Raw genomic sequence first — 24,440 nt, forward strand, 5'->3', positions numbered from 1 at the left:
GGGCGGGGTAGGCGGGGGCACGGTTCGACGGTGGGACGGGAGTGCGCCATGAAGGTCAGTCATCTGCCGCTGCGGGTCAGCACCGGCGCGTTCATCCTCAACTCCGGCCTCGGCAAGCGGAACCTGGAGGGGGAGGCGGCGCAGGGCATGCACGGGATGGCCGTCGGCGCGATCCCGCAGCTCGGGCAGCTCGATCCGAACCGGTTCGCCCGGCTGCTCTCCCGGGCCGAGGTCGCCCTGGGCGCGGCGCTGCTCGCGCCGTTCGTCCCGTCGGCGCTCGCGGGGCTGGGGCTGGCCGCGTTCGGCGCGGGTCTGGTGCAGCTCTACCTCAGGACGCCGGGGATGCGCGAGCCCGGCAGCCTGAAGCCCACCCAGCAGGGCATCGGCCTGGCCAAGGACGTCTGGCTGCTCGGGGCCGGCCTGACCCTGGTGCTCGACGACCTGACCCTCCGCCGCCGGCTCCGCTGACCGTGAGGCGGGCCGGGCCGGGCCCGCCCGCGCCGGGCTCAGGGCGCGGCCGGGGTACGCGCCCGCGCGGCGGCCTCCCGACGGGCGGCGTTGCGGTAGCGCAGGACCTGCACCGCGCCGAGCGCCCAGAGGGCGTACTGCACGGCGAAGGCCCAGCGGAAGGCGGCCAGGTCCGGGGCGGCCCGACCGGCCGGCGTGGCCAGGTCGAGCACCACGCCGACGGCCAGCACCAGCACGATGGAGGCGAGGAAGCCCCCGACGTTGACCACGCCGCTGGCGCTGCCGATCCGGTTGACCGGGTTGGCGGTGCGCGCGTAGTCGAAGCCGATCATGGAGCCGGGACCGTTGACCGCCAGCACCAGCACCAGCGTGACCAGCAGCCAGCCCGGCGCGCGTCCCGGCCAGGCCAGCACGACGGCCCAGACCGCGGCGGTGGCGCCGGTGATCACGAAGACCAGCACCGACCGGTGGAACGGGTGGCGGGCGCACAGGTGCGCGATCACCGGCCCGGTCAGGAACATGGCGACGGTCATCAGGGTGAGCAGCGACGCGGCGGCCGTCGGGCTGAGCCCCTGCCCCTGCACCAGGAACGGGTATCCCCAGAGCAGGGCGAACACGGAGCCGGAGAACTGGGTGACGAAGTGCGTCCAGAGGCCCAGCCGGGTGCCCGGCTCGGCCCAGGCGGCCCGCAGCTTCCGGCGCACGGCGGCGAGGTCGGGTGCCGGGCCGGGGGCGGTCTCCCCGTGCGGGGTGTCCCGGACGGCAACCACGATCATCAGGAGCACCGTCGCCCCCACCGCCGCGACGGCGAGGAAGGCGGGAGTCCAGCCGGCCCGGTGCAGCAGCGCCACCAGCGGTACGGCGCCGAGGATCGCCCCGAGCTGCCCGAGCGTCCCGGTGAGCTGGGTCATCATCGGGTTACGTCGCCCCGGGAACCAGAACGCCACGATCCGCAGCACGCTGATGAAGGTCATCGCGTCGCCGAGCCCGACCAGGACGCGGGCGGCCACGGCGAGGCGCACGTCGGTGGCGAGGGCGAAGCAGACCTGGCCGGCGACCATCAGCGCGCCGCCGGCGATGAGCAGCCGCCGGGAGCCGAACCGGTCGAGCAGCACGCCGACCGGTACCTGCATCAGCGCGTACACGGCGAGCTGGGCGACGGAGAAGGTGGCCAGCACCGAGGAGTTGATCTCGAAGCGGTGTGCCGCGTCGACCCCGGTGACGCCCAGCGAGCTGCGGTGGAACACCGCGGCCACGTACGCGCTCACCGCCACGCCCCAGACCAGCGCGGCGGCACGGCGCGGCGCGACCGGCGCGGGCGCCGGGGTGGTCAGGACGGTCACGGCAGCGCCCGCAGCACGTCCGCGGCCTTGTCGATGTGCGCGGCGACGGCGGCGAGCCAGGGCCCGGGGTCGTCGGAGTCGAGCGCGGCGAGCTGGGCGGCGTGCTCGGCCAGTGCCGTCTCGGCCCAGCCGGGCGAGAGCCGGAAGCTGGCCTCCCCCATCCGCAGCTGCCGGTCGCGCAGGCGCTGGTACAGCTCGGCGAGGATCTCGTTGCCGGCCGCGTCGACGACGATGGCGTGGAAGGCGCGGTCGGCCTCCATCAGCGCGGTCACGTCGCCGGCGGCGTGCGCGGCGCGCATCTCGGCCAGCCGGGCGGCGAGCCCCTCCCGCAGCGCCGCCCGGCGGGGCCAGATCCGCTCGGCGGCGTGCAGCTCGACCAGTCGCCGCGCCTCGATCACGTCGGTGATCTCCCGGGCCGAGACCGGGCGGATCAGCGCGCCCCGCTTCGGGTAGAGCTTGACCAGCCCCTCGGCCTCCAGGCGCAGCAGCGCCTCCCGGACCGGAGTGCGGGACACGCCGGCGGCCTCGGCGATCTCCCCCTCGCTGACCAGCGAACCGCCCGGGTGGATCTGCTCCAGGATCGCCCGCTTGAGGTGGCGGTAGGCGCGTTCGGCGGCCGACGGCGCGGCGACCCGACGGGACGGGGAGGGATGCGTCATGTATCTATGATGCGCCCCTGGCGTCGACGCGACCGATCGCCCCGTCCTCGGGGTGGCGCACGCCACGGTCGGCGCGGGCCACGGCCAGGACGGCGACCGTCGACGCGGGGAGACCGCCAGGCCGGGCGGTCGGCGCGGGTCCCCGTCGGGTGGGTCGTCAGCGCGGCTGGAGGGCCAGCAGCCCGTCGGGCTCCACGTCGAACCCGGAGGCGAACGGCGGGCCGAAGCCGCCCAGCAGGTCCGCGAGCCAGCGGGCGTCCCCGGGCGCGGCCCGCTCCAACCGCATCCGGCGCATCCGCACCGGGGCCGCCCGCAGCCGCCGCAGCGCCCCGGTCGCCGCGTCGAGGGTGGGCAGCCAGAGCAGCCGCAGCTCCGGCCGGTACGCCTCCTGCCCGCCGATCCCCTCGTAGTCGTCGACCAGGTCGCCGCAGCCGTAGAGGACCAGCCGGTCGCGGTACACCTCGACCGGGCGCGGGTGGTGCGACGAGTGGCCGTGCACCACGTCCACCCCCGCGTCGACCAGCCGGTGGGCGAAGTCGACGTGCTCGGGCGGCACGTCGTACCCCCAGTTGGAGCCCCAGTGCACGGAGACCAGCACCCGGTCCCCCGGCCCCGCCACGGCGGCGATCCGGCCGGCCAGCGCGGCGGCCGACGCGGCGGAGACCTCGGGCAGGTACGCCACCCCGGGCGCGTCGGCGGTGGCCGCCCAGGGCGGGGGCACGCCGCTGGACGGGGCGGCCACCGACCAGACCAGCAGGCGGCGGCCCGCGGCGAGCGGCACCCGGGCGGGCGCCCAGGCCGACGCCTCGTCCCGGCCGGCGCCGGCGGTGGCGATGCCCGTGCCGGCCAGCGCGTCGAGGGTGTCGGTGAGGCCGACCGCGCCGAAGTCGAGGATGTGGTTGTTGGCCAGCGCGCAGACGTCGAGCCGGGCCGCGGTCAGGCAGGGCAGGTTCGCCGGGTGCATCCGGTAGTGGATCGTCTTGGCCGGGGCGTGTGCGCCCCGGCCCGTCACCGCCGTCTCCAGGTTGACCACCCGCACGTCCGGCCGCAGCGCGTCGAGCAGGTCGAGCGCCTCGCCCCACGGCCAGGCCGGCGGCGCCGGGCGCGGGACCGGGCCGGCGGCGGCCTCGGCCAGGCCGACGTAGTCGCGGGCGTCCCGGACGGCGGGTTCGCGCAGCTCGGGCGGGCCCGGTGCGGGCAGGATCGCGTCCACGCCTCGGCCGGTCATCACGTCGCCGCCGAGGAGGAGGGTCACGTCGGACATCCCACCCGCTTTCCCCGCCGGGCCCTCCGCTCACCCCGCCGGCCCGGCGCGCTCGACGAACCCACCTCGCGGCCGAGCGCGGGGACGCCCGGTCGGGGGTCGGCCTCGGCCCGGGAGCGCACCGATGCCGGACGGGACGGGACCGGTTGGACGTCAGCCTGCCTCCGCGACCACCGGTCGATCCACGGCGGGCGGGGCGACGCCCCCGGGCGGCGCGCCGCCGCCGGACGGAGCAGCGTCGGGCGGAGCAGCGTCGTCGGGCGGGACGGCGCCGGCGGGCGCCGGGGCGGCGTCCGTTCCCGCCGTGGACCAGAAGTCGACGAGCAGGCGGTGGAACTCCTCGGCGCACTCGATCTGCGGCATGTGCCCGCAGTTCCGGAACAGGTGGGTGCGGGCTCCGGGCAGCCGCGCCCGGGCGGCGTCGAGGTGCGACGCCGGGAGGATCAGGTCCCGGTCGCCCCAGACGACGAAGGTGGGGATGTCCAGCCGCTCCACCTCCGACAGCAGTTCCTCCCGCCACTGCGCGCTCACGCCCCGGAACGTGCCGAGGTGGTGGGCGGTCTCCAGCATCACCCGGGCCGCGTACGGCAGGCGGGCGACCTCCAGGGCGTACGCGACGCGTTCGGCGGTGGCGAAGGCCGGGTCGTGGAACAGGGACAGCTCGGCGCGGCGGGCGGCCCACCGACTGGGCCGCAGCAGCAGCCGGCCCAGCGGGCGCAGCGCGAGCAGGCGCAGCGCGATGGTCACCTCCCGACCGAAGCCGGCGCTGTTCACCAGCGTCAGGCTGGCCACCCTGGCCGGCTCGGACGCCGCGAGGCGCATGGCGATCGCACCGCCCAGGGAGTTGCCGACCACGTGCGCGGGCCGGTCGACGCCGACGGCGTCGAGGTAGCGGCCGACGAACCCGGCGAGCGCCGGCAGGGTGCAGGGCTGGGCCATCGGCAGCGAGCCGCCGCAGCCGGGCAGGTCGACGCTGTGCACCCGGAACCGGTCGGCGAGCAGCTCGTGCAGCTCGGTGAAGTCGCGCAGGGTGCGGCCGATGCCGTGCAGCAGCACCACCGGGGGCCCGTCGCCGTCGACGCGGTGGCACACCCGCCGGCCGTCGACGGTGACGTGCCGGGGCCGGCGCGCGGCCGGGGCGGTCACGCCGGCTCCCCGGCCGGGTCGGCCGCGGGGGCCGACTCGGGTCGCCGTGGCGCCGGGACGGACGGCGTGGTCGTGGCGCGGCGTGCGGGACCGGCCGCCACCCGGTCGAGCCCGAACGCCAGGACCCGGTGGTACGACGCCGGCGCCACCCGGGCCAGCAGGTCGGGCAGCTTCGCCGACCAGCCGATCAGCACCCGGCCCCGGCGGCGTTCCACCCCGCGCAGGACCACCTCGGCGGCCTTGGCGGGGTCGATGGTGAGCAGCCGCTCGAACTGCCGGCGGCCCGTCTCGAACTCCTCGGCGGAGACGCCGCTGCCCACCCGGGCGTTCTGCGCGATCCGGGTGCGGATGCCGCCCGGGTGCACGGAGGTCACCCCGATCCCGTCGTCGGCCAGCTCGTGGCGCAGCGCCTCGGTGAAGCCGCGGACGGCGAACTTGCTGGCCGAGTAGGCGGCCTGCCCGGCCGGGGCGATGACCCCGAAGATGCTGGAGACGTTGACCAGGTGCGCGCCGGGCTCCGCCCGCAGCGTGGGCAGCAGGGCGTGGGTCAGCTGCACCACGGCCCGGAAGTTGACGTCGACGACCCAGCCGAACTCGTCGAGGGTCACCTGGTCGAACCGGCCGCCCAGCGCCACCCCGGCGTTGTTGACCAGCAGCCGGATCGCCGGATGCCGCTGCCGGACCTCCTCGGCCACCCGCGCCGTCGCGGCGGCGTCCGCCAGGTCGACCAGGTAGGTGGTGACCTGCCGGTCGGGGTGCGCGGCGCGGACGGCCGCGGCCACGGCGTCGAGCCGCCCGGCGTCGCGGTCGAGCAGCACCAGGTCGCTGCCCCGGCGGGCCAGCCCGTGGGCGAGGGCCTCGCCGATCCCGCTGGCGGCGCCCGTGACGACTGCCGTGCCGCCCGTGAAGACGAACCTACGCACGGACGGTCCTCCTTTCCGGTGTGCCGGCGGGGGAGAACCGCACGCCGGAGTCGGTGAGTCGGCCGTGCCGCATCAGCAGCACGTCCCGGGGGTAGTTCTGGTACAGCCGCCACGGCGCCCGGTCGCCCTGCTTCGGCAGGGCGTCGACGCTGCGCAGCACGTACCCGGCCGTCAGGTCGATTATGGGCCGCAACTCGCCGTCGGGGGGCGGCAGCGGGGTGACGACCTGCTGGCCGGTGCGGTCCAGGTGCCGCAGCAGCCGGCAGACGTAGGCGGCCACCAGGTCGGCCTTGAGCGTCCACGAGGCGTTGGTGTAGCCGATGGTCATCGCGAAGTTCGGCACCCCGGAGAGCATCATGCCCTTGTAGGCGACGGTGCCGGCCAGGTCGACCTCGGCGCCGTCCACGGTCAGGGTCATGCCGCCGAGGGCGAGCAGGTTGAGCCCGGTGGCGGTGACCACGACGTCGGCCGCCAACTCCTCGCCGGAGGAGAGCCGGACGCCCCGCTCGGTGAAGGTGTCGACGGTGTCGGTGACCACCGACGCCCGGCCCCTCTTCACCGCGGTGAACAGGTCGCCGTCGGGCACCACGCACAGCCGCTGGTCCCACGGGTCGTAGCGGGGCGAGAAGTGCCGGTCGACGTCGAAGCCGGCCGGCAGCCGGCCCCGCGCGGCCCGCAGCAGCAGCTTCCTCACCAGGGCGGGGGCGCGCCGGCTGAGCTGGAAGTTGGCGGTGGCGAGCAGGACGTTCTTCCAGCGCACCACCGGATACGCGGCCTTCGCCGGCAGCCAGCGCCGCAGGGCGTCGGCGACGACGTCGCGCGAGGGCAGCGCCATGACGTACGTGGGTGAGCGCTGGAGCATGGTCACGTGGGCGGCGCGCTCGGCCAGCGCGGGCACCAGGGTCACCGCCGTGGCGCCGCTGCCGATCACCACCACCCGCTTGCCGGCGTGGTCGAGGTCCTCGGGCCAGTGCTGCGGGTGCACGATCCGCCCCGCGTACCGCTCGGTGCCGGGGAACCGCGGGGTGTAGCCGGCGTCGTAGCGGTAGTAGCCCGCGCAGGTGAACAGGAACGAGCAGGTCAGCTCGACCGTCTCGGCGGTGTCGTCGCGGTGGGCGTGCACCGTCCAGCGGGCCCGCCCGCTGTCCCACTCGGCGCGCACGACGCGGTGCCGGAAGCGGATGTGGTCGGTGACGCCGTACTCCTGGGCGGTCCGGCGGACGTAGTCGCGGATGGCGTCGCCGTCGGCGATCGCCTTCGGGTCCGTCCACGGCTTGAACGAGTAGCCGAGGGTGAACATGTCGGAGTCGGAGCGGACGCCGGGGTAGCGGAACAGGTCCCAGGTGCCGCCGATCGCGTCGCGGGCCTCCAGCACCGCGTACGTCTTCTCCGGACAGTGGCGGCGCAGGTGGCAGGCGGCGCCGACGCCGGACAGGCCGGCACCGACGACGAGCACGTCGACGTGGTCGGTGGCCATCTCGGTCTCCCGTCCGCGGAGGTGACACCGGACACTAGTCACGGCCGTCGACGCCAGTCAACACCCTGTCGAGTCCCGTCGACACCGTGTCGATCCGGTGTAGAGTCAGCGACCATGACGCCCGCCCGTACGGCAGCCGGGAGCGCCACCGCGCGCGGACGCCGCGGGGCGCGGTCGGCGGGGGACGAACGCGAGTCGGCCATCCTGGCCACCGCCGAGCGGCTGCTGCGGCAGCGGGCCGTCGCCGACGTCTCCGTCGACGACCTGGCGCGGGGCGCGGGCATCTCCCGGCCCACCTTCTACTTCTACTTCCCCTCCAAGGACGCGGTGCTGCTGACGCTGCTGGACCGGGTCACCGAGGAGGCCGACGCCGCGGCCGGCGACGTGCTGGAGCGGCTGGCCGAGGATCCGCGGGCGCGCTGGCGGGAGCTGATCGACCGGTTCCACGAGACGTTCGGCGCCCACCGGGCGGTGGTGCTGGCCTGCGCCCAGGTGCGCGGCACCAACGCCGAGGTGCGCCGGCAGTGGGCGAGCGTGCTGGAACGCTGGGTGCAGGCGATCGAGACCGCGATCGAGGCCGAGCGCCGCCGCGGCGCGGCCCCCGACGGCGTGCCGGCCCGCGACCTGGCCATCGCGCTCAACTCGATGAACGAGCGCGTCTGGTACGCCACGTTCGCCGGCGACGGCCCGGCCGTGGCCGAGCGGGACGTGGTCGACGTGCTGCTCGACGTCTGGCTGGCCGCGATCTACCGCGGCACCGCTCCCCCGCCGACCTGACCCCGCCGCGCGGCTTCTGCGCAGGTGGTCGAGCGCTACGTCCGATTGCCGCCAGCATCGGCTGGGATGGCGGGCGCAGAGTCGTGGGCGGGGCCGCCGTGGCCCCGAACGACGGTGGAAGGCGGACGTGTGCACGTGGTTCCCGGCCTGAAGGTGCTCTACTTCGGAACCCCCGTGGTCCTGGTCAGCTCGCGCAACCCGGACGGCACGGCGAATCTCGCGCCGATGTCGTCGGCGTGGTGGCTGGGGCAGCACGCCATGCTCGGGCTCGGCGACAGTGGCCGGACCACCGCCAACCTGCTGCGCGAACGCGAGTGCGTGCTCAACCTGCCGTCCTCGGCGATGGTCGACGCGGTCGACCGGATCGCGCTCACCACGGGCCGGCCGGACGTGCCAGCGCACAAGCTGCGCCAGGGCTACCGGTACGAGCCGGACAAGTTCACCCTGGCCGGGCTGACCGCACAGCCCTCGGAGCTGGTCCGGGCACCCCGGGTCGCGGAGTGCCCGGTCCAGTTGGAGTGCCGGGTGATCGCGGCCCACCCCTTCGCCGGGGCCGACGTGCAAGCCACCGCCTTCCAGGTCGAGGTGCTGCGCGCGTACGTGGAGGAGGAGCTGGTCATCCCCGGGACGAGCCACGTGGACCCGCTGCGCTGGGACCCGCTGATCATGAAGTTCTGCGAGTTCTTCGGCGGCGGGCAGAACGTGCACCCGTCCCGGCTCGCGGAGGGCTGGGAGATGCCTCACCGGCTCGGCGTCGCCGCCGGCTGAGCCTCCGCGCGGTCAGCCGGCCGGCCTCCGGGTGAAGTCCATCGTCCAGTTGGTCTCCCAGGTGCGCCCGCCGTCGGTGGAGAACGCCTGCTCCCAGCGGCAGGAGGTCGCGGTGACGCCCGACCAGACGAACCGGCACCGGATCGGCCGACCCTCGTCGACGTCGTCGGCGAGGAACGTGCCGACGCCGTCGGTGAACCGGCCCACCACCGGCGGCAGCTCCAGCACCCCGTGCCGGCTGTTCATCCAGTAGATCGACCAGGTGCCGGCGGCCGGGTCGAGGATCCGCACGGTGGCGCCGGAGAAGCCCCGGGTGGGGAAGGTGATCTCGTCGAAGCTGCCGGCGCCGCCGAAGAAGCTCCGGGCCACGGAGACGCCGGGAAACTCGTCCCAGTCGTCGCTGCCGACGTGCCGCTCGCGCAGGCGCCGGTTGGCCACGTCCCAGGTGCCGACGAGGAAGTCGAAATCGCCCATCAGCGGCCCACCGGCCCCTCGGCGCGGGTGTCGGCGAGCCAGCCGGCGAGGTCCGGGCGCTCCGGCGCCAGCACGTGCCGGGCCCAGGCGGCCCGCTCGTGTTCCAGCACGCCCAGCTCCCAGACGCAGCCCGCCCACGGGCGGGTCAGGTCGACGAAGCGGGTCGGGTCGTCGTCCGGGCAGTCCAGGGCGGGCTGGCCGGCCGCCGCGATGCGCACCTCGACCACGTTGTCCCAGACCCAGCTGTACGCCAGCAGGTAGGCCCCCGTGTCGGCGCCCCGGTGCAGCACCACCCAGCCCGCCGACGGGGTGTCGTCGCCGTCGCGGGCCGGCAGCAGGCGGGGCAGCACCGCGTACGCGGCCCGCTCCACCTCCGGCTCGATCCGCCGTTCCGGCTGGTCGACGTGGTAGCGCTTGAGTTGACGGCCGGCGACCGTGAGAGGTCCCGGCACCCGCAGTTCCTTGTCGCGAAATGCCATGCCGGGACGGTACGAACACTTCACTGACAGCTAGTGTCAGCGGAGTGCGGGCCAGTCGACTCCTCTCCCTGCTGATGCTGCTCCAGGCCCACGGGCGGATGACCGCGGCGCAGCTCGCCGCGCGGCTGGAGGTGTCCACCCGCACCGTCTACCGGGACGTCGAGTCGCTGCACGCGGCCGGCATCCCGCTCTACGGCGAGGCGGGGCACGCCGGCGGCTACCAGCTCGTCGAGGGCTGGCGTACGCGGCTGACCGGGCTGACCGCGCAGGAGGCGGAGCGGCTCTTCCTCGCCGGCCTGCCCGGGCCCGCCGCGGAGCTGGGTTACGGGGCGGCGGTGGCCGCGCTCCAGCTCAAGCTGCACGCCGCGCTCCCGCCCGAGCTGGCCGACCGGGCCGCGCGGATCCAGGAACGGTTCCACCTGGACACCCCCAACTGGTACGCCGACGGCGACGCCTCGCCGCACCTGCCCGAGGTGGCCGAGGCGGTCTGGCGGCAGCGGCGGATCGCGGTGCGATACCGCAGCTGGGCCGGGGAGGTCGACCGGGTGCTGGAGCCCTACGGGCTGGTCCTCAAGGGCGGCCGGTGGTACGCGGTCGCCGCCCGACGCGGCCGGGACGAGCCGGCGGCCTACCGGGTCAACCAGGTCCTGTCGCTGACCACGCTGGACGAGGGGTTCGCCCGGCCGGCCGGGTTCGACCTGCCCGCCTGGTGGCGGGCGCACGTGGTGCGGTTCCGGGCCCACCTGCACCGCGACGACGCCACGGTCCGGCTCTCCCCTCGGGGCCGGGAGCGGCTCCGGGAGATCGGGAGCGAGCTGGTGGTGGCGTCCGTCGGCGCCACCGCCGGGCCGCCCGACGAGGCCGGCTGGGTGACGGCCGTCATCCCGATCGAGTCGCTCACCCACGCGCACGGCGACCTGCTGCGGCTCGGCGCGGACGTGGAGGTGCTGGCTCCGGCCGCGCTGCGCGAGCGGCTCGCCGCCACCGCCGCCGACCTCGCCGCCCTCTACGCCCCGCGCCCCGCTCCCGAGGTGTCGTCGCCACTCTCCTGACCTCCCGACCGCGTGCGGGGCGGCCCGACAACGGCGCGGCGGGGGCCCGACGGGTCCGCCGCGACGACAATCCGACACCCTGCGGCAATCCTTCGACCACTCGGCGTATTGCCTGCCGGTCGGTGGAGTCGTTGAGTGGGCAGGGGAAGGCTTCGACCGCCGCGTCAGCAGGCCGGGAGGCGATCGTGGGGCTCATCCAGATCGAGGGCACGGCAGAGGTGCTGCGCGGGCTGCGCGGCATGGCGGGGCTCGACCTGATCGACCCGAGCGCCGCGTCATTGGGCGCGGACCGCTACCGCATCTCGGCGTACGCCTCAGAGGAGCTGATCCCCGAGCTGGAGGCGCGCGGCGCCCAGGTGCGGGTGATGATGTCGACCGGCCAGTTCGACGCCTTCCACGCCGAGGTCGCGCAGCACCTCGCCCCACCACCGGAGGCGTCGGCCCCGCCGGAGAGCACCGGGGAGCGCTGAGGTGCCCCCGCCGTACCCGGACATCACCGCGCCGCTGCGGGCGCAGGAGATCGAGGACGCGCTCGCCGACCTCGCCGCCAGCTTTCCCGCGCTGTGCACCCGGACGGTCTTCCCGACGAAGACGGCCAGGGATCGGACGCACAGCTACGTCAAAATCGCCAACGGCAGCGGCCCGAACCGGCCGGCGGCCCTGGTCGTCGGCGGGGTGCACGCCCGCGAGTGGGCGCCGCCCGACGCGCTGGTCACCCTCGCCCGCAACCTGCTGGTGTCGTTCACGTCGGGCACCGACATCGTCTTCCCGGCGATGACCGTCACCCCGCTGGTCGGCGCCCCGGTCCGCTACCGCGCCTGGCGGATCCCGGCGGCCGACGTCAACGACATCGTCACGAAGCTCGACCTCTACATCCTGCCGCTGCTCAACCCCGACGGGCGGGAGCACGACCTGACCCACCTCAGCGAGCCGGGCTGGCGCAAGAACCGCAGCCCGCAGGCGGGCGGTGAAATCGGCGTCGACCTGAACCGCAACTTCGACATCATCTGGCGTTTCGAGGACTACTACGACGTGGCGCTCTACCGCGCCCGGTACGGCTCCGACCCGGCCTCCACGTCGCCGGCCGACGACACCTACCGCGGCCCGTCGGCGCATTCCGAGGTGGAGACCCGCCACCTGGAGTCCCTGCTGGACACCCTGCCGATCCACTACTACGCGGACGTGCACATGTTCGGCCGCAACATCCTCTACTCCTGGGGGCTGGAGGAGGACGGCGACGACCCGGCGATGCACTGGCGGGCGCCCGCCTTCGCCGGGACCCGGGACGGACTGATCGCCGGGGACCCGGCGCTGCCACCGGGCCGGACCGACTACAAGGAATACCTCCCCGACGTCCCGCCGCACCGGATCCGCTCGCGGGCGCGGATGATCGCCACGGCGATGCACGACGAGATCCTCCGCTCGGCCGGGGTCGATCCCGCCGCGCCCGCCTCGACGACCCAGCGTGCCCACTCCGAGTACACGGTCGGGCAGAGCGCGTTCCTCTACCTCCCCGTCGGCGGCGGGCCGAACTCCGGGTGCAGCGACGACTACGCGTGCAGCCGGCAGTTCGCGCTGTCGAACCGGCAGCCGATCTTCGCGTACACCCTGGAGTCGGGGCACGCCGAGGAGCAGGGCTTCCACTGCAACTACGCCGACCCGCCCGGCCACTTCCGCAAGATCAACCGGGAGATCCACGCGGCGGTGACGGCACTGCTCAAGGTGGCCGCCGCATCCCCGCTGCCCGCCGCCGGCGGGGGTGGCGGCGGGCCGTGCCTGATCGCCACGGCCACGCTGGGCCGGCCCGATCATCCGGACGTGCGCTACCTGCGGCACCTGCGCGACGAGCGGCTGCGGGCCACGCCGCGCGGCGCGCGGGCCGCCGACGCGCTGGACCGGGTCTACTACAGCTTCAGCCCGGCCGTGGCCCGGCTGCTGCGGCGGCACCGCCGGGCGCGCACGGCCGTGCGGGTCGGGCTGATCCGACCGCTCGTCGCCGCCCTGCGCCTGTTCCTCGGGCCGGAGCGGGCGCCGGTCCCGCGCCGGACCGCATCCGCCGCCAGCCCACCGCCGGGGCGGACCACGTCCGTGGACGGCGCACCGCCGGGGCGGACCACGTCCGTGGACGGCGCACCGCCGGGGCGGACCACGCCCGTAGGCCGGCCGCCGGGCGGGCGGCACGGCGGCACCGGTCCGGGGGGTGGGCGCTGATGGCCGGGACCGCCGAGCGGCTCGCCGTCGAACTGGCCCGGCTGCTCGACCCGGTCACCGAGCGGCTGGCCGCCGGGCAACTGGTCGACCTCTTCGCCGAGCTGGGCCTGCCGCTGCCCGGCCCGGTCGCGGGCGCGCCCGCGGTGGCCGCCGCCGCCGGCACCGCCGGCACCGCCCTCGCCGCCCTCCCGCCGGCGGTCACCGCGCTGGTCGACGCGATCGCCGACGACGACAGCACCGCGATCGCCGCCGCCCTGGGCGACCTGCTGCCGCTGATCGTCGAGGCCGTCGACGCCGTCCGGGCCCTGGCCGGCGCGGTGCGGTCCGCGTACGCCGGGGGCGGTGCGGTCAGCGCGCCGCTGGCCGCGATCCTCGCCGACCTGCCGCAACGCCTGGTCGACTGGACCGCCGCCAGCTACCTGCTGGACCGTCGGCCGGCGCTCGGCCGCGCCCTCGCCCTGTTCGGGCTCGTCGACAACGTCGCCGTGCCCGCCGACGGGGACCGGCCCGCCTACCTGCGGCGCGGGCTCCGGCTGGACCGGCTCGGGGTGCTGCTCGACGACCCGGCCGCCGCGCTACGCCAGGTGTACGGCTGGGGCGAGCCCACCCTGGACGCCGCGCTGCTGCTCGCCCGGCTACGCGACTGGCTGACCGCCGTCGGCGTGCCGGCGGTGGTGCTCGACGGGCCCGGCGGCCGGCCCGAGCTGGCCGCGTTCCTGTTCCGGCTGCACGCCGTGGCGGGACTGCCCCCGGGCACGCCCACCCCGCTGGAGCTGACCCTCGACGTGTTCGACTTCGGCGGGCTGGACATCCCCCTGCCGATCGGCGACACCTGGGCGGTACGCCTGCGTGGCCAGGGCAGTCTCGACCTCGGCGCCGCCCTGCGCGTCGAACCGCCCGCCACGCTGCGCCCGCAGGCCCCCGCGCCCGGGGTCGCCGGGGAGCTGACCGTGTCGGTGGAGCGGCTGCCCGCCGGGCCTGGGCCGATGGTGCTCTTCGGCGAGGCCGACGGCACCCGGCTCACGGCCACCGCCGTCCGGGCCGCCGTCGGCGCCGCGTTCACCGCCGACGGGGGCGGGGTGAGCGCCCGGCTGATCGTCGACGCCGAGGTCGCCGCGGGCCGCCTGGTGATCGCCTTCGGCGGCGCCGACGGCTTCCTGTCCAGCGTGCTGCCGGCCACCCTGGAGGTCGACTTCGACCTCGGGCTGCACTGGGACCCGGTGGACGGGCTGACCCTGCGCGGCGGCGCCGGCCTGGTGCTCGCCGTACCGCTGGCGGTGAGCCTGGGCCCGCTGCGCCTGGACCGGCTCGACCTGGCCCTGCGCCCCGGCGCGGCCGGCATCACCCTGGAGGTCCGCCTCACCGGCGGCATCGACCTCGGGCCGTTCGCGGCGAGCGTGGCCGGCATCGGCGTCGGCGCCGACCTGGCCGTCCGCGACGGCAACCTCGGCCCGGTCGACCTGACCTTCCGCTTCCTCCCGCCCACCGGGCTCGGCATGGTCGTGGACGCCGGGCCGGTCACCGGCGGCGGCTTCATCGGCTTCGACGAGCCGGCCGGCCGTTACTCGGGCGTCCTCGCGCTCAAGCTCGGCGTGGTCGGGGTGGAGGCGGTCGGCCTGCTCGACACCCGGCTGCCCGGCGGCGCGCCCGGCTACGCGCTGCTGATCCTGCTGCGGGCCAGCTTCCCGCCGATCCAGCTCGGCTTCGGCTTCGCGCTCTCCTCCGTCGGCGGGCTGCTCGCGCTGAACCGGCAGACCGACGTGGACGCGCTGCGTGCCCGGATGGCCTCCGGCACCGTCGGGCGGATCCTGGCCCCGGAGGACCCGGTCCGCAACGCCCCGGTGCTCCTGGCCGACCTGGCCGCGGTCTTCCCGCCCACGCCCGGCGTGATCGTGGTCGGGCCGACGCTGCAACTGTCCTGGGCGGAGCTGGTCCGCTTCGACGTCGGCGTGTTCATCGAGCTGCCCGGCCCGCGCAAGATCGTGATCCTCGGCTCGGCGCGCGCGGGCATCGAGAACCCGTCCGGCGGCCGGCCCTACCTCCAGATCCGGCTGGACATCCTGGGCGTGGTCGACTTCGCGCAGCAACTGGTCGCCTTCGACGCGGTCCTGATCGACAGCCACCTGCTGGAGATCCTCGAACTGACCGGCGGCGCGGCGTTCCGGCTCAGCTACGGCGCCGAGCCGTACGTGGTGCTGACCGTCGGCGGCTTCCACCCGGCGTACAACCCGGCGCCCCTGGTCTTCCCCGCCAGCCTGACCCGGATCGCCATGACCCGCGGGGAGCCCGACGACCTGCTCTACTTCCGCTTCGAGGGCTACTTCGCGGTCACCACGAACACGCTGCAGTTCGGCGCGGCCGTCGAGGTCATCGTCAACCTGGGGCCGTTCAACATCCGGGGCTTCCTCGGCTTCGACGCGCTGATCCGGTTCCAGCCGTTCCACTTCGACTTCGCCATCCACGCCTCGGTGCGGGTGCGCTGGCGCAGCCGCACGCTGGCCGGGCTGGACCTCACGGGCAGCATCTCCGGCCCCGGCCCGGTGGTCTTCCACGGCAGGGTCACCCTGGAGATCCTGTTCTTCGAGATCACCTTCGAGGAGACCATCACCCTCGGCTCGTCCACGCCACCGGCCGTCACGCCGGTCGCCTCGGCCGTGGCCGAGCTCGCCGGGGAACTCGCCGACCCGGCCAACCTGCGCAGCACCGGCGCGACCGACGCCGCCGTGGTCGTCGAGCCGGCCCGCACCGCCGCGCTGCCCGTGGTCTCGCCGCTGGGCCAGGCCGTCTGGACCCAGGAACGCGCCCCGCTGGACCTGCTGCTGCAACGCTTCGAGGGCGCGCCGCTGACCCGGCCGGAGACGGTCACCGCCACCGGCCCGCAGGTCACCGGTACCGAGGTCGACTGGTTCGCGCCGGGTGGCTTCGCCGACCTCTCCGACGCCGACGCGCTGAACCGGCGCGCCTTCGAACGGCTCACCGCCGGCGTCCGCCTGGGCGGCGAGGGCGCCGACGCCGGGCCGTCCACGCTGCTCACCGTCACCGTCAAGCAGATCCGGCTGCCGGCGCCGCCGGTGCTGCTCACCGCCACCGCGCTGCCCCGGTGGCTGCTCGCCGCGGCGGCCGGCCGCACCGGTCGGCCCGAACGCGACCCGGTCACCCCGGCGGTGGGCGTGCGGGACGAGACCTGGGCCGTGCACGGCGCCGGGGGCGCGGTGACCACCGGGCTGTCCCAGGCGCAGGCGCACCAGCTGGCCACCGTGGGCGGCGTCGGGGCCGCCGTCGCGGCGACCGACCCCGTGCCGGCGATGAGCTTCTAGAGGGGCGGCGAGGATGGCCGACGAACAGCTCACCTTCCACGGATGGTCACGGGAGCGGATCGCCGCGCTGGCCACCGGCGTGCAGGACGGGCGGCCCCGGGTCGAGACGGCCGTCACCCTCACCGGCACCGACGCCGCCGGCGCGACCACCACGGCCGCCACCGGCACCGTACGCTTCCTGCTCGCCGGCCCGGCCGACGTGGTCCGCCTCGCCCCCGGGGCGATAACCCGCCGCTACCCGACGCCCGGCGCCGTCGACCACGAGTCGGACCGCTGCCCGCACGTGGAGTTCGCCGACGCCACCCTGCCGTGGCGGTACACCCCGGCGCCCCGCCCGGCCGCCGGCACCGGCGCGCAGCACCCCTGGCTGGTGCTGGTCGTCGGGCTGGACGGCGACGAGCTGACCCTTGCCGGGGACCAGGTGACGCTCAGCCCGGCCGTGCAGGCGCTGCACCCGCTGGGCACCGGCGCGACGGCGTACCGGTGGGCGCACCTGCAGGTGGACACCGCCGGGAGGCGGATCGCCCGGCTGCTCTCCGGGCGGCCCCTCGCCCCGGGCACCGACTACGTCGCGGCGCTGGTGCCGGCGTACGACCCGGCGGGGCAGCCGCGGTGGACGGGCACCGGTCCGGCCACCGTGCCCTGCTACGACACCTGGCGGTTCCGCACCGCCACCCCGGCGGGCAGCTTCGAGGACCTGGCCGCCGCGCTGCGCCCCGGCGCCGCCGAGCCGGAGACCGGCCGGGCACCGCTGGACTACCCTCGGGTGCCCACCGCCGGCGACCTGGCGGTACGCGGCGCGCTCGCTCCGCTCGGCGGCACCGACGCGACGCTGCCCGGCGAGGTCCACGACGACCTGGACGCGCTGCGCACCCCGGCGCGGGACGACCGGGGCCGGCCGATCGTCGGGCTGCCCCGCTACGGCGAGGCGTGGCGGGCCGGTGCCCCGGAGGAGACCACCTGGGGCGGCAGCCTGAACACCGACCCCCGGGACCGGGGGGTGGCCGGGCTCGGGCTGGAGCTGGGCATCCGCCTCCAGGAGGAACTGGCCGCCGAGGCCCGCGCCCACCAGGGCGCGCTCGCCGAGGCACGGCAGCGGATCCGGGACCTGGTGCTCGGCCTGCACGCCGCGGGCGGGCTGTGGCGGCGGCGGACGCCCGCCGACGCGTACGAGCGGCTCTGGCTGCTCGGGCCGGCGCTGGGCCGCGTGGTCACCCCGGACGGGACGGTGGCCGCGCTCGCCACCGCCGCGGACCGGCCGCTGCCGGCGGGGCTGTTCTCCGGCGCGGCCCGGCGGATCCTGCGCGCCGGGCCGGCGCGCACCGCGCTGACCGCCGCCGGCGCGGTGCCGCCGGGCGAGGTGCTCAAGGCCGCCAACCGGTGCCCGCGCCCGCCGCGCCCCAGCGCCGACGGGCTCCCGCTGGACGATCTCGGCATCGACCTCGACGACCTGGAGGAACGTCGACGTCGGGCGGCGGAGACCGGGGAGGTGGACCTGCCCGCCGCCGCCGGCCGGGCGAAGGAGCTGGCCGAGGGCGCCCACCCGAAGCTGCGCGACCTGGCGCACGCGGTGGCGGAGCGGCTGGACCGGGCGGCCTACGGCGGCTCGCCGGCGCCGTGGGCCGAGGCCCTCGCCCTGCTGGCCGCCGCCGCGACCGTCGACGACCGCGCCGAGCGAGAGCTGGAGCGACTCGCCGCCGCCCTGCGGGAGCTGCTGGAACGCTGGCCGAAGCCGGCCGGCGAGGACGACCTGCCGGTGCTGCTGGACGGGCTGGCCGAGCCGGAGCCGGTGGAGCCGCCGTGCCGCCCGGTCGACCTGGACGCGCTGGCCGCCGGGGTGGCCGCCGCGTTCGACCCGACCGGCCCCGACGCCGCCGCCCGGGTACGGGTGCTGTCCACCATCGACGGTCTGGACCCGGCGCAGCCGCTCGCCCCGCCGGAGGTCTGCGTCGGGCTGGACCGACCGGTCTGGGCCGACCTGCGCGACGCCTTCGACGAGTGGCTGCTGCCCGGGGTGGGCGCGCTGCCGGAGAACTCGGTGATCGCGGTGGAGACCAACCCCCGCTTCGTCGACGCCCTGCTGACCGGGCTGAACACCCAACTCCTCGGCGAGCTGCGGTGGCGCAACATCCCGGTGGCCACCGGCTGCACCCCGCTGCGGGTGTTCTGGAGCCGGGCCGACACCGGCACCGGCGCCCGCGTCGACGACATCACCGGCATCGGGAACTGGCCGGACGGCAGCGGCCTGGGGACCTCGGCGCACCGCCCGGCCGGCGCCTCGGGCCGGGACCTGGTCGTGGTGATCAGGGGGCGGCTGTTCCTCCGCTATCCGGCCACCGTGGTGTACCTGGTCACCGCCGAGCACGCTGGCACGGTCGACTTCGGGCAGGACCCGCCGGCCGGGGCGGTCCGGGTGCTGCCCAGCTTCCAGGGGCGGATCGGCACCGACGTGACCTTCTTCGGCTTCCAGGGGTTCGACCCGGCGGACGTGCTGCGGCACTGGCTGGTCTTCGAGGAACCCCCGGCCGGCTACCGCTTCGCCAACGACGCCTCGACCTCCCCGGTGCCGGAGACCTGGGCGCGGAGCAGCTTCGCCCGCCCGGTGCGGGTGCTCATCCGCGGCGACCACCTCGACCCGGAAGGACCGTGATGGCGGAACCAGTCGTCGGCGTGCTGCTGCCGGTGCGGATCGAGACCCGGTTCTCCCCCGGCCTGCTGCGCCTGCTGGTGGTGCCGGACGAGCCCTGGTTCGCCCGGCACGACCCGCGGGTGTCGCCGGGCGAGGTCGACGCGGTGCGGCGTTATCTCGACGCCGGCGGCGGCGAGGTGGCCTGGCGCGAGCTGACCGTCCACGTCGGCGGGGCACGGGCGGTCTGGCTGGTCCGGACGCTGGTCGTCACCGCCCCCGACGGCACCACCGCGCTGCGGCCGGTCGGCGCGGGCGAGCTGCGCACCGAGCCGGCCTTCCCCCGGATCGAGGAGTTCCCGGACACGCTGCACGTCTGGCTGGCCCGCGGCGGCGGCCCGCCGGCGCAGGTGTTGACCCTCGCCGTCGACCGGGGCCGGCTCGCGGTCGACTTCCCCGACCCGGACGCGCCGGCGGACCGGCGGTGGTGGGAGAACTGGGACGAGGCCGTCGAGGCGGGCCTGGCCGGGAAGGTGCCGCTGGACGGCGACCCGTCCGACATCGACGCGCTCTACGTCACCGGTCTCGGCGACGGCGACCCGGGCGCGCTGTTCGGCAGCCACCGCGACGAGGGACGGCTGTCCCTGCTGGCCCCCGGCTCGGCGACGAACACGGTGGACGGCGCGCCCGCCGCGCCCGTCACCGGGGACCCGGCGGCCTGGTGGGGGGTGCTCACCGGTACGCCCACCGACACCGACCGGCTGGTCTCCGCCACGCTCACCGGCGACCCGGGGCTGCTCGGCGCCCTGCCCGGCACGTCGGAGCCGCACCGGCGCTGGGCGGGCGCGGCGGTGGCCGGGCTCTGGCCGGCGCTGTGGGGTTTCGCCGGGGCGGACGTGTGGGCGCTGCCGACCGGCGCCGCCGCCGAGTGGGCGCCCGGCGCGTTGCTGCCCGAGGGGCCGTTCCCGACGCTGCGCGTCGGCCCCCAGCCCTACGGGCTGCTGCCGGCCACGGTGCTGCGCCGGTGGGTGCCCGAGCCGAAGGACCCGCCGGTCGAGGCGGGCCTGGTCGAGCCGCTGTCCCACCTGCGCGCCGAGTACGCCGCCGCCGCCGAGCAGCGGGGCACAGTGGTCGGGGCGTCCACCGAGGAGCTGCTCGACCTGATCGCTCAGGTGCCGACCTCGCCGCTGTTCCGGCACCGCCGGGCCTGGCCGCTGGAGCTGTGGTGGCTGGTGCTGCTCCTGCTCGGCTACGGCGCGTCCTGGTCCGACCTGGACGCCGCCTGGCGGCACCGGCACCCCGACGCCGAGCGGCTGGGCCTGGCGCCGCACCGCCGCTACGGGGCCACGGGCGCGCCCCGCCGGCTGGAGATCCCGCTCGTGACGCCGGACGGCCTGCCCGCCGGCACCGGCGTCGCCGACGTGCTGAAGCGGCTGCTGGAGGTCGCGGAGGAGCAGCCGTGGGCGTACGCGAACCGCGCGATCCTGGAGAAGGAACTGCTCAGGGAGTACCCGCTGGACAGCCTGCTGCTGCGGCTCGCCGTCCGGTCGTTGCAGGTGGCGATCGGCGACGTGGGGCGGGCGCTGGCCGGCGAGGCCCCGCCCGGCCCGGAGCCGGTGGCCCGGGACGCCGCCACCGGCGGCCGGCTCCAGGGCTGGATCGCCAACACCCCCGCCGCCGCGCTGCACGGGCCCACCCCGCAGGCCCGCGCGTACGAGCGGGTGGTCGACGGGCTGCTCGCGCTCGGCGAGATCGAGCCGCCCCGGTTGGAGCGGCTGCTGCGCGCCACCGTGGACACCGCCGCGTACCGGGTCGACCCCTGGTTGCTGGGGCCGCCCACCCGGCGGCTGCACGACCTGGTGGAACAGCAGGCGGCCAAGCCTCGGCTCGGGGCGTACGGCTGGGTGGACCGGCCCCGGCCGGGCGCCCCCGGGCCGACGGCCGCCGGTCTGATCCACGCGCCGTCGGCCGGGCAGGGTCTCGCCGCCACGGTGCTGCGGGACCGGGCGGTCAGCGACCCGTCGCCCCGCTGGGACCTGGACCTCACGTCCCGGTCGGTCCGCGACGCCGACCGGATCGCCGAGCACGTCCGGGTCGGCGCGCACCTGGCCGAGGCGCTCGGCCGCGAGGTGGAGCGGGTGGTGGGCACGCCGGCCGACGTGGAGCGGCTGCGCCGGGACTTCCCCGTCCGCACCGAGCACGCCGGGCGGCGGGTCTGCGACGGGCTGGCCGTGCTGGCCGCCCCGCCGGGCGACCTCGGGCTGGACCCGGACCGCCTGGCCGGCCTGGACCGGCTGCGCGTCGCCATGGACGCCTACGGGGACCTGCTGGTCGCCGAGGCCGTGCACCACGTCACCGAGGGCCGGGCCGAGGTGGCCGGGGCGGCGCTCGACGCCGCCGCCGGGTTGACCCGCCCGCCTCGGCTGGGGCTGCTGCGCACGCCCCGCCAGGGGCGGGCGGTGGGCACCGGCGTGGTCGTCGTCCTGCCGCACGTCGCCGACGCGGCACTGCCGGCCGACCCGACCGACCGGGCCACCCTCGCCCCGGCGGCCCTGGCCGACCCGGCGACCGCCGCGTTCCTGGCCGCTCAGGTCGGCGCCGACTGGACGTTCGAGGTCGCCGCCGGTGGGCTGGTCGCCACCGTCACCCTCGACGCGTTGGGGCTCGGGCCGGCGGACGCGCTGGCCCTGGCGCGCACCGACCTGGAGCGCCTCGCCGTCGCCGCCGGTGCCGCCGCGCTCGGCGCGGAGCCGGCCGCGGCCACGCTGACCGGCGGCGACGGTGTCGCCCGCTACGAGGCCGCCGCGCGGCTGGTCGCCCTGATCGGGCGCCGCCCGGCCGACCCGGACGCGACGGCCGAGCGGCCGGACTCCGCCGCCCCGCCCGCCGCCGCGCACGCCGACCTGCTGGCCCGCTACGCCCGGGTCCGGGACACGGCGGCGGCCCTGGCCGCCCGGCTCGCCGCCGAGCTGGCGCTGACCGCGGACGACGGGGGCATCGGCGGCGCCGACCCGGCGGTGCTGGCCCGCCTGGTCACCGCCGCCCGCGCCTGGGGCCTCGCCCCCGACCCGGTGCCGACGGAGGCGGCGTCGGGCGCGGAGGCCGCGCAGCGGCGGCTGGTGGCGCAGGCCGTCCGGGTGCGGGAGCTGCTCGACGCGCGGCTCGACGCCGCCGCCGACACCGCGCCGGCCGGCCCGGGGTCGCCCTCCCCGGCGGCGGAGCTGACGCGCGACGACCTGGTCGGGCAGCTCGCCGCGCTGGTCAGCCCGACCGGCCAGCTCGCGGTGACCGCCCGGCTGCCCCGCTCGGCGTTGCCCGCGCTGACCGGCGACGGGACGCTCGACGCGGACTGGTTGCCGGTGGTCGCCGCCGTCCGGGAGCCGCTCGCCAGGCTGGAGGCGCACCAGCTCGCCGACGGCACGCCCGCCGCCGCCGGGCCGGCCCTGACCGGCTGGAGCAACAAGCCCGGCGACCCGTGGCAGAGCGGCGGCCCCGACGGGCGACGGCTGGTCGTCGCGTACGCCGACCCGACGCTGGACCTCACCGCCACGCCGCCGGGGGCTCCGGTCGCGGTGGCCGTGCTCGACCGGTTCACCGAGGTGGTCCCGGAGGCGGCGCAGGCCACGGCGGCGACCTTCGGCTTCGACGCCCCGGCCGCCCGGGCACCGCAGGCAATCCTGCTCGCCGTGCCGCCGGACCTGTCGCGGCCACTCGACCCCGAGACCCTGGTGGAACTCCTCGCCGACGTCCGCGAACTGGCCCGGGCCCGGGTCGCCCGGCCGGCCGACCTCACCCCCGGCCTGCGCGGGCTGCTGCCGGCCGGGTTGCTGCCCGCCGACGGACCCACGGGGGTCCCGCTCGACGCGACCCGGAGGTGAACCGGCGATGGCACTGGTCTTCGACACGGTACGACGGTTGGAGGCGGACCAGGCCGGGTCGGACCTGACCCGTGGCTTCGCCGCCGAGGTCGCCGACCCGGCCTGGCTGCTCGGCCGGCAGTGGCAGCTCGGCGAGCACCAGGGCGAGGACGCCTCCTCCCCGGTGCGGGTCAGCTACCGGGCCCGGCTCACTCCCGTCGACCCGCTGGGCGGGCAGCCACACCTGGACCCGCGCACCACCCCCGCCGAGGCGATCGTCGAGTCCGAGCCGGGTGACTGGTGGACGCCCGGCCGGCGGATCGCGGCGGGCCGGTCGGTCGCGGCGGCGGCCGGGGCGGCCGGGACTCCCCTGCCGGCCGACCCGGCCCTGCTGCTCGCGGCGCTGCCGGTGCCGTACGACGTGCTGGACGGCACCGGCGTGGACGGCCGCGAGCTGTGGCGGCGGCGCAGCGAGCTGGGCCTGCCCGAGGCGTGGTTCGCCGGGCTGCGCCCGCCGGAGCCGGAGCCGGTGGACCTGTGGGATCCGGCGGAGCTGGCCTACGACGCCGACTTCACCGCCGACGGGGTGACTCTGGCGCTGCGCCGACACGACGGCGGCGACCTCGACTGGTACGCGGTGGACGCCGACCGCCCGCTGCCCGACCCGCCCGTGCCGGTCGACGCGGCGACCACCGTGCCCCGGCGGGTCCGCTACCCGGGTGCGCCGCTGCCCCGATGGTGGCAGATCGAGGACGCCGCGGTGGACGTCGCCGGCTACCCGCCGGACCGATCCCACCTGGCGACGCTGCTGCTGATCGACCTGATCGTCAACCACTCCGACGACTGGTTCGCCTTCGCGGTGCCCGGTCTGGCCGGGCACGTGGTCACCCTGGACGAGGTGGTGGTGCACGACTCGTTCGGCGAGGACTGGCCGGTGACGCCGCCCGCCGACTGGAGCCTCTTCGCCACCGACGGGCTGGACAGCCGTTCCCTGGTGGTCTGGGCCACGGCGGCCACCCCGCTGGTCGGCCCGGTGCTCGACGAGGTGGTGATCGGCACCGACGAGGACGCCAACCTGGTCTGGGCGGTGGAGCAGCGGCTGCGCGGGCGCGGGGTGCTCGGCGACGAGGAGGCCCCGGCCGAGCCCCCGGCCCACCTGGACGCCTCGGGCCGGCCCGGGTTCGCGTACCGGCCGATGACGAGGGTGCCCCGGCACTGGCACCCGTACGTGGTGGAGGAGGTCGCCGGCCGGCGCCGGTACGTGCAGGGGCGCGGGGTGGACCTGTCCGGTCCCACGGCGGTGCTGCTGCCGGAGGCGGAGAGTGACCTGCTGGTCGACCCGGCCGCCGGCGGGACGCATCCCACCCACCAGCTCGAACCGGCGGCGGTGCCGGCCGACGGCGTACGGGTGGAGCGGCGGGCGGTGCTGGCCCGGGCCACCGACGGCAGGCCGGTGCTGTGGACCCAGCGGCGACGGCAGCCGCTGCTCACCCCGCCGTCCCTGGGGCTGCGCTTCGACGCGCTGGAGCCGGTGCCGCCGGAGGTGGTGGCATGACCCCACCGTAACTCCACAGGGGAGGGTGGCGGGGCACCGCGGGT

The 24,440-nt window shown here is 76.6% G+C and carries 18 protein-coding genes; 10 read left to right on the plus strand and 8 right to left on the minus strand.

The annotated features are described in order from the left end of the window. Positions 1–48: 48 nt before the first annotated feature. Complete coding sequence (locus ACZ6Q9_RS00855; RefSeq protein ID WP_393263881.1) at positions 49–468, plus strand: hypothetical protein; 420 nt, start codon at positions 49–51, stop codon at positions 466–468. Between the two features lie 38 nt (positions 469–506). Here the strand turns inward: ACZ6Q9_RS00855 and ACZ6Q9_RS00860 are convergent, their stop codons facing one another. From ACZ6Q9_RS00860 to ACZ6Q9_RS00885, 6 genes are all read right to left on the minus strand, one after another. Continuing rightward, positions 507–1,811, minus strand: coding sequence for an MFS transporter (locus tag ACZ6Q9_RS00860; protein WP_393263883.1), 1,305 nt, complete (start codon positions 1,809–1,811; stop codon positions 507–509). Then, positions 1,808–2,470 carry a GntR family transcriptional regulator gene (locus ACZ6Q9_RS00865; RefSeq protein WP_393263885.1) on the minus strand — a complete coding sequence of 221 codons (663 nt, stop codon included), beginning with the start codon at positions 2,468–2,470 and terminating at the stop codon, positions 1,808–1,810. Before ACZ6Q9_RS00865 ends, ACZ6Q9_RS00860 begins: the two co-directional genes overlap by 4 nt. 157 nt (positions 2,471–2,627) lie before the next feature. Beyond that, entirely contained in the window at positions 2,628–3,734 is a 1,107-nt protein-coding gene (locus ACZ6Q9_RS00870; RefSeq protein WP_396826973.1) for a CapA family protein, read from the minus strand. A gap of 153 nt (positions 3,735–3,887) precedes the next feature. Next, entirely contained in the window at positions 3,888–4,880 is a 993-nt protein-coding gene (locus ACZ6Q9_RS00875; protein ID WP_396826971.1) for an alpha/beta fold hydrolase, read from the minus strand. Continuing rightward, entirely contained in the window at positions 4,877–5,803 is a 927-nt protein-coding gene (locus ACZ6Q9_RS00880) for an SDR family NAD(P)-dependent oxidoreductase (RefSeq protein WP_396826970.1), read from the minus strand. The genes ACZ6Q9_RS00875 and ACZ6Q9_RS00880 overlap by 4 nt, the downstream gene beginning before the upstream one ends. Beyond that, positions 5,796–7,280 (minus strand): flavin-containing monooxygenase, encoded by a 1,485-nt coding sequence (locus tag ACZ6Q9_RS00885; RefSeq protein ID WP_393263893.1) that lies wholly within the window; start codon positions 7,278–7,280, stop codon positions 5,796–5,798. Before ACZ6Q9_RS00885 ends, ACZ6Q9_RS00880 begins: the two co-directional genes overlap by 8 nt. Positions 7,281–7,394: 114 nt before the next feature. On the opposite strand from ACZ6Q9_RS00885, the gene ACZ6Q9_RS00890 reads away from it, so the two are divergent. Beyond that, positions 7,395–8,057 (plus strand): TetR/AcrR family transcriptional regulator, encoded by a 663-nt coding sequence (locus ACZ6Q9_RS00890; RefSeq protein WP_393263895.1) that lies wholly within the window; start codon positions 7,395–7,397, stop codon positions 8,055–8,057. A 129-nt stretch (positions 8,058–8,186) separates the two neighbouring features. Continuing rightward, complete coding sequence (locus ACZ6Q9_RS00895; protein WP_393263897.1) at positions 8,187–8,825, plus strand: flavin reductase family protein; 639 nt, start codon at positions 8,187–8,189, stop codon at positions 8,823–8,825. Positions 8,826–8,837: 12 nt separating this feature from the next. On the opposite strand, the gene ACZ6Q9_RS00900 is transcribed toward ACZ6Q9_RS00895, so the two are convergent. Together ACZ6Q9_RS00900 and ACZ6Q9_RS00905 are read right to left on the minus strand one after the other, a co-directional pair. Next, positions 8,838–9,299, minus strand: a complete 462-nt coding sequence (locus tag ACZ6Q9_RS00900; RefSeq protein ID WP_393454367.1) for a hypothetical protein — start codon at positions 9,297–9,299, stop codon at positions 8,838–8,840. Then, positions 9,299–9,778 carry a hypothetical protein gene (locus tag ACZ6Q9_RS00905; protein WP_396826968.1) on the minus strand — a complete coding sequence of 160 codons (480 nt, stop codon included), beginning with the start codon at positions 9,776–9,778 and terminating at the stop codon, positions 9,299–9,301. The genes ACZ6Q9_RS00900 and ACZ6Q9_RS00905 overlap by 1 nt, the downstream gene beginning before the upstream one ends. 44 nt (positions 9,779–9,822) lie before the next feature. On the opposite strand from ACZ6Q9_RS00905, the gene ACZ6Q9_RS00910 reads away from it, so the two are divergent. The 7 genes from ACZ6Q9_RS00910 (at position 9,823) to ACZ6Q9_RS00940 (ending at position 24,396) form a co-directional block, all read left to right on the plus strand. Then, complete coding sequence (locus ACZ6Q9_RS00910; RefSeq protein ID WP_396826966.1) at positions 9,823–10,830, plus strand: helix-turn-helix transcriptional regulator; 1,008 nt, start codon at positions 9,823–9,825, stop codon at positions 10,828–10,830. A gap of 185 nt (positions 10,831–11,015) precedes the next feature. Beyond that, positions 11,016–11,300 carry a hypothetical protein gene (locus ACZ6Q9_RS00915; RefSeq protein ID WP_396826965.1) on the plus strand — a complete coding sequence of 95 codons (285 nt, stop codon included), beginning with the start codon at positions 11,016–11,018 and terminating at the stop codon, positions 11,298–11,300. Between the two features lies 1 nt (position 11,301). Further along, positions 11,302–13,041: a M14 family zinc carboxypeptidase gene (locus ACZ6Q9_RS00920; RefSeq protein ID WP_396826963.1), complete on the plus strand. Its 1,740-nt coding sequence runs from the start codon at positions 11,302–11,304 to the stop codon at positions 13,039–13,041. Further along, entirely contained in the window at positions 13,041–16,358 is a 3,318-nt protein-coding gene (locus ACZ6Q9_RS00925; RefSeq protein WP_396826961.1) for a DUF6603 domain-containing protein, read from the plus strand. The genes ACZ6Q9_RS00920 and ACZ6Q9_RS00925 overlap by 1 nt, the downstream gene beginning before the upstream one ends. Positions 16,359–16,371: 13 nt before the next feature. After that, positions 16,372–19,008 carry a hypothetical protein gene (locus ACZ6Q9_RS00930; RefSeq protein WP_396826959.1) on the plus strand — a complete coding sequence of 879 codons (2,637 nt, stop codon included), beginning with the start codon at positions 16,372–16,374 and terminating at the stop codon, positions 19,006–19,008. Next, positions 19,008–22,862 (plus strand): hypothetical protein, encoded by a 3,855-nt coding sequence (locus tag ACZ6Q9_RS00935; RefSeq protein ID WP_396826957.1) that lies wholly within the window; start codon positions 19,008–19,010, stop codon positions 22,860–22,862. Before ACZ6Q9_RS00930 ends, ACZ6Q9_RS00935 begins: the two co-directional genes overlap by 1 nt. A 7-nt stretch (positions 22,863–22,869) precedes the next feature. Beyond that, a complete protein-coding gene (locus ACZ6Q9_RS00940) occupies positions 22,870–24,396 on the plus strand; it encodes a hypothetical protein (RefSeq protein WP_396826955.1) in 1,527 nt (508 codons plus the stop codon). The last annotated feature ends 44 nt before the right edge of the window (positions 24,397–24,440 follow it).

It is taken from the genome of Micromonospora sp. NPDC049139 (assembly GCF_055586845.1).

Bases quoted from the DNA above. Each gene is read 5' to 3' on its own strand.
- ACZ6Q9_RS00855 (WP_393263881.1), top strand. From the start codon at position 49: ATGAAGGTCAGTCATCTGCCGCTGCGGGTCAGCACCGGCGCGTTCATC.
- ACZ6Q9_RS00865 (WP_393263885.1), bottom strand. From the start codon at position 2,470: ATGACGCATCCCTCCCCGTCCCGTCGGGTCGCCGCGCCGTCGGCCGCC.
- ACZ6Q9_RS00870 (WP_396826973.1), bottom strand. From the start codon at position 3,734: ATGTCCGACGTGACCCTCCTCCTCGGCGGCGACGTGATGACCGGCCGA.
- ACZ6Q9_RS00885 (WP_393263893.1), bottom strand. From the start codon at position 7,280: ATGGCCACCGACCACGTCGACGTGCTCGTCGTCGGTGCCGGCCTGTCC.
- ACZ6Q9_RS00890 (WP_393263895.1), top strand. From the start codon at position 7,395: ATGACGCCCGCCCGTACGGCAGCCGGGAGCGCCACCGCGCGCGGACGC.
- ACZ6Q9_RS00900 (WP_393454367.1), bottom strand. From the start codon at position 9,299: ATGGGCGATTTCGACTTCCTCGTCGGCACCTGGGACGTGGCCAACCGG.
- ACZ6Q9_RS00905 (WP_396826968.1), bottom strand. From the start codon at position 9,778: ATGGCATTTCGCGACAAGGAACTGCGGGTGCCGGGACCTCTCACGGTC.
- ACZ6Q9_RS00925 (WP_396826961.1), top strand. From the start codon at position 13,041: ATGGCCGGGACCGCCGAGCGGCTCGCCGTCGAACTGGCCCGGCTGCTC.
- ACZ6Q9_RS00930 (WP_396826959.1), top strand. From the start codon at position 16,372: ATGGCCGACGAACAGCTCACCTTCCACGGATGGTCACGGGAGCGGATC.
- ACZ6Q9_RS00935 (WP_396826957.1), top strand. From the start codon at position 19,008: ATGGCGGAACCAGTCGTCGGCGTGCTGCTGCCGGTGCGGATCGAGACC.
- ACZ6Q9_RS00940 (WP_396826955.1), top strand. From the start codon at position 22,870: ATGGCACTGGTCTTCGACACGGTACGACGGTTGGAGGCGGACCAGGCC.